This window comes from Nocardioides sp. Leaf374 (assembly GCF_916862475.1).
Classification (GTDB): Bacteria; Actinomycetota; Actinomycetes; order Propionibacteriales; family Nocardioidaceae; genus Nocardioides; species Nocardioides kribbensis.
In genome coordinates this window covers 1-8,001 of record NZ_CAKASO010000071.1, presented here as the reverse complement: position 1 = coordinate 8,001, position 8,001 = coordinate 1, and the positions used below count along the sequence as shown (strand labels likewise).

The window sequence follows — 8,001 nt, the reverse complement described above, 5'->3', positions numbered from 1 at the left end:
ACACGGGCCACGCAGTGACCGCCGTGGGCGACGGGGCCGACCTCGACCTCGAAGCGCTCGCCGACGCGGGAGCGTCCGCGGGCGGCTCGGGGGCGGGCGGCTCGGGGGCGGGCGGCGCGGGCGCGAGCGGCGGTGCCGATTCGAGGGCTCGTGCGGCATTGGCGCCGACCATCTCCTCGGCCAGTCCTACGCTCGCAGCTGCGAGGAAGCGGTAGGTCCGCCCCTGGGCGAGCTTGCGGGTCTCGCAGAACATGATCGGAACGTTGGGGAACCGGATCTGGCACTCGGCGATGCCGTCGGCCACGACACTCGGCCGGACGTCCTCCGGCATCCTGATCCTCACCCTGCCCGCCAGCTCTGTCACCGCAGGCGTCGTCGTGCTCACCTCGGCATCGGGTACCGCACCCTCCGCCACCGACTCGACCGCCAGGCGCAGGCCTGACTCACATCGCTGCCTGACATGTCGATGCCGTGTCGAATCTAGTCGCTCGTGACCGAGCCCGACCATGCTTACGTGCCGGGTCAGCACAGTCCGGGGCCAAAGGGTGTTAGGCCGGGGCACGCAGCAGGTGGCCGGAGAACACTCCGCGCCCGGTACGAACCGCCACGGTCCCCCAGGCGAGCAGGAGACCGGCGTAGAAGAGCACTGCAGCGACGACCAGGAAGTGCGCACCCGTGATGGCGGCCAGTCCTGACGTCCCGGTGACGACGGTGCCGACTGGGAAGGTGAAGGACCACCAGGTCAGCGAGAAGGGCATGCCTGCTCGCACGGTGCGGATCGTGATGGTGATCGCGAGCGCGAGCCACAGCATGGCGAATCCCCACATGGGTGCCCCGTAGACGAGCCCCATGGCCTCGAAGGCGCGCCCGTACGGTGCGGGGTAGACGTCGGTCGCGGTTGCTCCAAGCGTGTGCGCGGCGGTGATCGACTGGCCGAGCGGGCCGAGCACGATCCACAGCGTGGGCACCGCGGCCGCGGCCCCGACCTTGTGGTGAACCATCCGACTCCAGATCATCGTGATCACGACCAGGCTGGCGACGATGGTGAGACCGAACATCATCGTGCAGGCCAGCTGCATGCTGAGCTGCCACTGACCGGCGGGCAGGTGGGGCAGCAGCAGTGGGCCGGTGGCCGCGCTGACCATGGGCGGCACGATCGGCATCAGCCAGCCTCCGAAGGCGGCGTCCGGCTTCACCTCGTGGGTGGTGAAGGCCTTGTACGGCACGGCCACCGCGGTCCAGAGACCGAGCAGGGTGCCGGCGGTCCAGAGCACGAAGTCGATCCCCACGGCTGTGCCCTGGCCGACCAGCGGCTGACCGACCAGCAGCGCACCTGCACCGACGGTCATCAGCGCCATGGCCGGGGCGCCGTAGAAGTGCGACATCACCGGGTTGTCGAGGTGTCCCCGCGCGGCGCGGGGGTGCTGCGTCCAGTGGATGAGCGTGGCCGTGCTGATGACGACGAGCAGGACCACGTCGAGAACCCACACAGTCCGTGCGAAAGGCAGAAGGCCGGGGACCTTGACGGGCAGGGTCGCGGCGGCGTTCGCGACGATCCCGGTGCCCATCACTGAGGCGAACCAGTTCGGGCCGATGAATCCGAACGCGGGCTGTCCCTCGAGATCGGTCAGGAAGGAACGACGATCCGCGGGGCGCACGCTGGTGCTGGCGCGGGCTTGGAGAATGCTCATGACGTCAGTCTGCGAGCGCGCAGCGTGGGTCAGTAGTCCCCGCCGAGTTGTGCATCCACAACCAGCGCTTGTGACTGACGGTAGGTTTGATCTGTGTCCTCTCCCCATCTTCCCGACCTCGATGGACTGCGGCTTCTCGTGGGAATCGCCCGCTATGGCAGCATCGGTGGTACGGCCCGCGCCAACGGCATGAGCCAGCAGGCCGCGTCTGAACGCGTGCGGGCGATGGAGGCCCAGACCGGGCTGACGCTTGTGCGACGCGGCGCACGTGGATCACAGCTCACCGAGGCCGGCGTGGTCGTAGCCGAGTGGGCGGCGAGGTTGCTCGATCTGGCCGAAGAGGTCGACATCGCGATCGAGGGGTTGCGCGGCGACCGTAGTCGCGAGCTCGTGGTGTGGGCGAGCATGACGATCGCAGAGAGTCTGATCCCCCGCTGGCTGGTGCAGCTGCGACAGCGACAGCAGAGCGAGGGCTACCGGGCGACGTCAGTGAGTCTCCATGCCTCCAACAGCCGCGACGTGGTCGAAGCGGTTCGCGCAGGAACGGCCCACGTGGGCTTCGTCGAGGGAGTCGAGGCGCCGGCGGCGGTGCGGTCTGTCATCGTCGCCCAAGACGAGCTCGTCCTGGTCGCGGCGGCCGGCACGCCGTTGAGTCGACGACCCACCCCTCTGTTGCCCGAGGAGGTGGCAGCACTTGCGCTGACCAGTCGTGAGGAGGGCTCGGGCACCCGCGAGGTCCTCGAGATCGCCCTGGCCAAGCATGGCTTGGTGGTGGACGACCCGGAGGTGGAGCTCACTACCGCGACCGCTGTACGTGAGGCGGTCCTTGCCGGTAGCGCGCCGGCGTTCCTCAGCCGTCGCGTCGTCGCGCACGACGTAGCCTCCGGGAGCCTGAGTGTCGTGGCGGTCTCGGACCTCGATCTGAGACGGTACTTCCGCGCCGTCTGGGTCGGAACCAAGAATCCGCCTGCGGGCGCGGTGCGTGATCTCGTGGCGATCGCGCGGACGACCGAACGCTGACCAGAGCCCCTGCACGACGAATTGGTAGACCACCAGCAAGGGTTCCGAGCACCACGAGCAAGCCGAGCGAGGCCTGCTGCTCGCCGGCTTCGTGGTGTACCCCCACAACACGGCCTTGTGTCCCAGCTTCGCGGACGTGTAGGCGCGAGCAGGCGGCTCGGCCGCGCTCGGCATAGGATTTCGCTCATGACGTGGTCGCCTCATGCCCGCGACGAGCAAGCGCTCCCACTCCCGGTGGTCGCCGGCCTCGTGCGCCCATGCATCGCTACAGGTGTCGCGCCCGTGGGCTGGAACTGACTGCGTGCGACCAGACCCCGCAAGCAAGCGAGCCCGCGTCCATGACACCCCGGTCCGCCGTCTGAACGAGCTGGTCGAGCGGTGGCGGCTGGGAGGTTCGACCGGTTCCAGGTTCGTGCCTTGGTTCGACCCCGACGGCGCGGGCACCAGCGCTCGGGTCTTGCTGCTGATGGAGGCGCCCGGCCCCAGGACGGTCGCGGCGGGCGACCTGGGCTTCAGTTCGCTCGACAACGACGATGCCACCACCCGACAGGTCCGTCGGGCGCTGAGCCCTTCCGGGCTCGACCCGGCGCACTGCCTGCGCTGGAACGTCGTCCCCTGGGCGTTGACCAGCTCTGGAGGTCGACGCCGCAGCCCCCGGGTCGATGACCTGGAAGATGCCCGGCCCGCCTTGAGTGCGCTGCTCGCCGAACTGACCGACCTCCGGGTGGTGGTCCCCTTCGGCAGCGCGGCGCTTGAGGGCTGGATGCGGTACCTCACGCTCACCGACCATCCGGTCGTCATCCCCACCCTGGCCGTTCCCCATCCCTCACCTGTCAACGGACACCGGCGCCAGGAGGCCCTCCAGCGAACCACCACCGCACTGGAACGAGCAGCAGATCTCTGCCGGTGAACGGCCCACTCCCTGGTGCGAGGACAACTGCCGTCAGCTTCTGGTAAGTATTTCGACCGGCAAGCGACCTAGTGTGGCGGACATGCTCAGAAGCCTCACGCGAAGCGCAGTGGCACCGGTCGTCGTGCTGGCCCTCACCAGCTGCGGAGGGGCGCCCCAAACGGCCGGCAGTGCCTCAGCCGGCGGCTCCTCAGGGCAGACGATCGTCGTTGCCGACGCCCCGGCGCTGAGGTGGGGCGAGGGAGACTACGGAGTCGTCCTCGCACATGGCGCTGCTTTCGACGCGGCCAGTTGGGAGGAGCAGGCCGTCGCGATCGCCGATCAGGGGGCGAGCGTGATCGCTGTCGAGGACATCGACCCCGATGCGATTCGCGACGCCGTGGAACAGCTACAGGGCGAGGGAGTCGCCGACGTTGCGCTCGTCGGGGCCAGCGCTGGGGCCGACGCCATCCTCGATCTCGCGAGCCAGGACCCAGAGCTGGCCGATCAACTGATCCTGCTGTCGCCGAACGCAACGGTCGAGGGGCTCGGGGAGGAACCGAAGCTCTTCGTGGCCAGCAAGGACGAGCCGGTGGCCCACGTCTCGACGGAGTCGGCCGAGTCTTCGCCCGGTGAGGAAAACGCGGTGATGATCCTTCCGGGCTCGGCCCACGCGCAGAACATCTTCGCCACCGACCAGGCCGGACCGGTCCTCGACGCGATGCTCCAACGCCTCAAGCGCTTCGCTGCCCCGTGAGCCCCCACGGAGCCGTCGTGCACGGCGCGACACGGTGAACCGATCCCGAGAGCGCGTCGTACCCAGGCTCGTGAGATCGCTACGCCCGGGCTCGCGGGCACCCGGTAGGACGGCCGAAGCCGACGAACGGGTGCTGACCGAGCTCTACCTACGACACGGAACGGCGCTGATGACCTTCGTGCTGCGCCTGGTCGATGACCGCGGCCGGGCCGAGGACGTCGTGCAGGAGACGATGCTGCGCGGCTGGCGCAACCTGGACAGGATCGATCCGAGTCGCGGTGAGCCGCGGGCCTACCTGTTCGCGGTGGCCCGCAACCTGGTCATCGACCTGTGGCGCGCCGACGAGCGCCGCCCACGACTGATCGGCGACGACGACACCGTGGCAGCCCAGTCGGTCGGTGACCGCGCCGACGCGCTCGTCGACGCCTACGTCGTCGAGCAGGCACTGGACCGGCTCTCACCCGAGCACCGGGCCGTGGTCGACGAGCTCTACTACCGCGGCGCCACCGTCACCGAGGCCGCCAGCACCCTCGGGCTCCGCCCCGGCACCGTGAAGTCACGCTCGTACTACGCGATCCGCATCCTGCGGACCGCATTCGAAGAGATGGGAGTCGAGCGATGAACCAGCACGAGGAGGACCGCGCCCACAACCGGCTGCGCGACCTGCTGGGCCCCTACGTCCTGGGCGGTCTCGACGCCGACGACCGGGCCCGGCTCGAGGCCCATCTCCCGGCCTGCGCCTCGTGCCGCGACGAGCTCGCGACGTACGCCGGGCTGCCGGCGCTGCTGCGGGCCGGGGCGCCGTCATCAGCACACCGCGAAACCTCCGATGCTGCCTTGGGTGACGCGATCGGAGCCCTGCGGACCCGTCGTCGACGTCGCCGGCTGCTCCTCACCGCTGCCGCCGCGGTCGTGCTGGTCGCGGGAGCGGGTGTCGGCACGGCGGTGGTCCTCGAACCCGACGCACCCGTCGCTACGACTCTCGCCCTGAGCGCACCGGCGGGAGCGAGCGCCACCGGTGCGGCCTCCCTGAGCGCCAAGCCGTGGGGCACGTCGGTCGAGCTCGACCTGCGGGGGCTCCCACAAGACGAGCAGTTCGTCGCCTGGCTGGTCTCACCCGAGGGAGAGCGCCAGCAGGTCGCCACCTGGGGATCGACCGGCAATGGCGAAGCGCACGTGACCGGGGCCTCGGCGTTCGCCACGCGCGATGTCGCCCAGGTTCGAGTCACCGACTCCGACGGTGGTCTCGTGATCTCCGCCACCACTCGGTGAACCGATCCGCCGAAGACGGCGTACCCCTGCCCGACACCCGACGAAAGGGACCCACCATGAACAAGACCACCACCGCCCTGACCGCCCTCACCACCCTCACCGTGACCGCAGCACTCGCAGGCACCTACGCCGCCACCACCGGCAGCGCCTCCGCCACCTCCGGGCCAGGGCACCGCGACCGCCATGACGCGGCCAAGTCCGTGGACGTCGAGATCCTCGCCCCCGCACGCGGCGACAACGCCGGCATCGCCGGAGCCGGGTGGTTCGTCGACCTCGACATCGAGTTCGACGACACCTCGCTCGCAGGCACCGGCTTCACCGCCAGCCAGTTGACCGGGCCGGCCGCGCACAACAACACCGCTCCCTTCCCCGGGAGCTTCTCGACCGGTGCCGACGACCGGATGCCCGGCCTGGTCGTGCTCACCAGCACCACCAACAGCACCCTCCCCGGCTTCTCCGGGCCCGGCACCAACCTGGCCAACCTGTTCAACCTCACCGGCGTCACCGACCGCTCCGAGAACGACGTCGAGATCTGGGACACCTGGATCGTCGGCGCCCCGATCGCCGGCAAGGACGTCACCACCACGTTGACCGTTGCCGTCATCGACGACCTGAACCACGACGGCATCTACAACGACGCACCCGCCGTCGTCACCGACCAGAACGCCGACGGACGCATCGACCGCCGCGACCTGGAAGCCATCGGCGTCGCCTCCAAGGTTGAGACCGTGGACTTCCGCATCAACGGCGCATCCTGAAGGAGATCCGAGCGCTCTCCCGTCATCGCGCACCGATCATCACCTCGGACATGACTCGTCGGTCGAGCGGACCACCCTGGGGCAGGCAGAATCAACGAATGCCGACACCCCACCTGGAGCCACGATGACCGCCCCGCCAGTCACTGGCGCCATCCCCACCTGGGCATGATCACCTCCGTCATCACCGGAGCGGTGGCCGGCGTGGTCATGGGCTACGCGCTGCAGCGGGGGCAGCTGTGCTTCCACTCCGCGATCCGCGGCTCTTTGGACGGCCGGTTGCTCCTGGTCCGAGGCTGGGCCCTCGGCGTGGCGCTGGCCTCGGTGGGCCTCGCGCTGCTACTGCTCCTTCCGGGCGCCAGCGGCCTCAACCAAGGCTTGGCTTTCCGTCCGGTGGCGAACGTGACCGGCGGGTTGATCATCGGCATCGGAATGGTCGTGGCCAAGTCATGCGTCTCGGGCTGTTCTACAAGCTGGGCTCAGGCATGCTCGGTGCCCTGGCCGGGCTGACCGGCTGGGCAGCGGGTGAGCTGATCGCCCGCCAGCTCACGCTGCCCGGGCCGACCGTGCTTGCGGGTGGCGAGGCCGCCACCATCCCCGGCCTGCTCGGGGTGCCGCGCCTCGGCGTGGCCGTCCTGCTCCTCCTCGGCGTCGCGATCGCTCTCCGGCTTCGGCCGGGTCGTGAGTCCCCGGCCCACGACTGGCAGTGGGGGTGGCGACGGATCGGAGTGGGCCTCGGGGTCGCGATCACCGGCGGATGGGCCTTGGCGGGCCTGGGCGGCGCCAGCTTCGGCCCCAGCTCTGTCGGTGCCGTCGCGAGCATCGCCGGCGGCTCCCCCACCAACTACTGGTTGATCACGTTCCTCCTGGGCATCGTCGCGGGTGGCACCCTTGCGGCTCGTATCGCGGGCGGGTTCTGGGTCCGTGGCGAGGAGCCGGTCCGCTACGTCCAGCTCGCGGGCGGTGGGCTCCTGCTCGGGTCCGGAGGCTGGATCGCTGGGGGCTGCAACCTCGGCCACGGACTCTCCGGAGTCGCCCAGCTGAACGTCTCCTCGCTCGTGGTGGTGGCAGCCATGGTCGCCGGGGTCTGGGTCGCGGGGCTCGGCGCGAGCCGAGTCGCAAAGCGGTCGTCGACCGCTGGTCGATAGCACCTGGGTCTGCTGCACCATCCGGTGACAGGATGACGGCCCCATGGGTTGGTGACACGATTCAGTGCAGCAGACCCGTTCGAGTCGCTGCCCAATCACGGCCAGACCGAGGCCATCGAGTCGAGCGAAGGTGGTCAGGTCAGGGCGGCCGAAGCCGGCCGGCGGGGTAGCGTCGGGCACGTCGAGGTCTTCCAGATGGTGAGCGTCAGAACTTCCATCTTCGGAAGACCTCGACGCCTACCTGGGGACCGACGCGCCAGCCCGGCCTACACCCTCATCTGGGAAGAGCCTTCACAGTGAGCCCAAAGCGAGCCTCAGGGCCGGTTCCGAGGGATCGACCTCGAGGACCCAAATCGCATCACCGCAGGTCAGAGTCGGTTTTCGTCAACAGCGCGACGCACTCGACGTGGTGCGTCATCGGGAAGAGGTCGAAGGCGCGCAGCGAGGTGAGGTGGTAGCCGTGCTCGGC

Annotated in this window: 7 protein-coding genes and 2 pseudogenes; 7 read left to right on the top strand and 2 right to left on the bottom strand. The window is 69.5% G+C overall.

Going from position 1 to position 8,001, the window contains the following annotated elements:
* Together LPA27_RS18840 and LPA27_RS18835 are read right to left on the bottom strand one after the other, a co-directional pair.
* Positions 1-385 (bottom strand): annotated as a pseudogene (locus tag LPA27_RS18840) (hypothetical protein); the annotation flags it as partial.
* A 163-nt stretch (positions 386-548) separates the two neighbouring features.
* Positions 549-1,691 carry a TDT family transporter gene (locus LPA27_RS18835; RefSeq protein WP_228943501.1) on the bottom strand — a complete coding sequence of 381 codons (1,143 nt, stop codon included), beginning with the start codon at positions 1,689-1,691 and terminating at the stop codon, positions 549-551.
* Between the two features lie 93 nt (positions 1,692-1,784).
* Between LPA27_RS18835 and LPA27_RS18830 the strand changes: the two genes are divergently transcribed.
* The 7 genes and pseudogenes from LPA27_RS18830 to LPA27_RS18795 all read left to right on the top strand — a co-directional run bounded on the left by LPA27_RS18830 (position 1,785) and on the right by LPA27_RS18795 (position 7,532).
* The gene (locus tag LPA27_RS18830; RefSeq protein WP_056862601.1) at positions 1,785-2,711 is read left to right on the top strand and encodes a LysR family transcriptional regulator; all 927 of its coding nucleotides are present in this window, start codon (positions 1,785-1,787) and stop codon (positions 2,709-2,711) included.
* Positions 2,712-3,123: 412 nt separating this feature from the next.
* Complete coding sequence (locus tag LPA27_RS18825; protein ID WP_228943499.1) at positions 3,124-3,621, top strand: uracil-DNA glycosylase; 498 nt, start codon at positions 3,124-3,126, stop codon at positions 3,619-3,621.
* An 82-nt stretch (positions 3,622-3,703) separates the two neighbouring features.
* Positions 3,704-4,357 carry an alpha/beta fold hydrolase gene (locus tag LPA27_RS18820; protein ID WP_228943497.1) on the top strand — a complete coding sequence of 218 codons (654 nt, stop codon included), beginning with the start codon at positions 3,704-3,706 and terminating at the stop codon, positions 4,355-4,357.
* A 130-nt stretch (positions 4,358-4,487) separates the two neighbouring features.
* Positions 4,488-4,979 carry a sigma-70 family RNA polymerase sigma factor gene (locus tag LPA27_RS18815; RefSeq protein ID WP_035906936.1) on the top strand — a complete coding sequence of 164 codons (492 nt, stop codon included), beginning with the start codon at positions 4,488-4,490 and terminating at the stop codon, positions 4,977-4,979.
* Positions 4,976-5,629, top strand: coding sequence for an anti-sigma factor family protein (locus LPA27_RS18810; protein WP_228943495.1), 654 nt, complete (start codon positions 4,976-4,978; stop codon positions 5,627-5,629). The genes LPA27_RS18815 and LPA27_RS18810 overlap by 4 nt, the downstream gene beginning before the upstream one ends.
* A gap of 56 nt (positions 5,630-5,685) precedes the next feature.
* Complete coding sequence (locus LPA27_RS18805) at positions 5,686-6,387, top strand: hypothetical protein (protein ID WP_056862598.1); 702 nt, start codon at positions 5,686-5,688, stop codon at positions 6,385-6,387.
* A 165-nt stretch (positions 6,388-6,552) separates the two neighbouring features.
* Positions 6,553-7,532: pseudogene (locus LPA27_RS18795) on the top strand (YeeE/YedE thiosulfate transporter family protein).
* Positions 7,533-8,001 lie beyond the last annotated feature (469 nt).

Coding starts and splice junctions, on each gene's coding strand:
- LPA27_RS18810 (WP_228943495.1), top strand. CDS start 4,976: ATGAACCAGCACGAGGAGGACCGCGCCCACAACCGGCTGCGCGACCTG.
- LPA27_RS18820 (WP_228943497.1), top strand. CDS start 3,704: ATGCTCAGAAGCCTCACGCGAAGCGCAGTGGCACCGGTCGTCGTGCTG.
- LPA27_RS18805 (WP_056862598.1), top strand. CDS start 5,686: ATGAACAAGACCACCACCGCCCTGACCGCCCTCACCACCCTCACCGTG.
- LPA27_RS18835 (WP_228943501.1), bottom strand. CDS start 1,691: ATGAGCATTCTCCAAGCCCGCGCCAGCACCAGCGTGCGCCCCGCGGAT.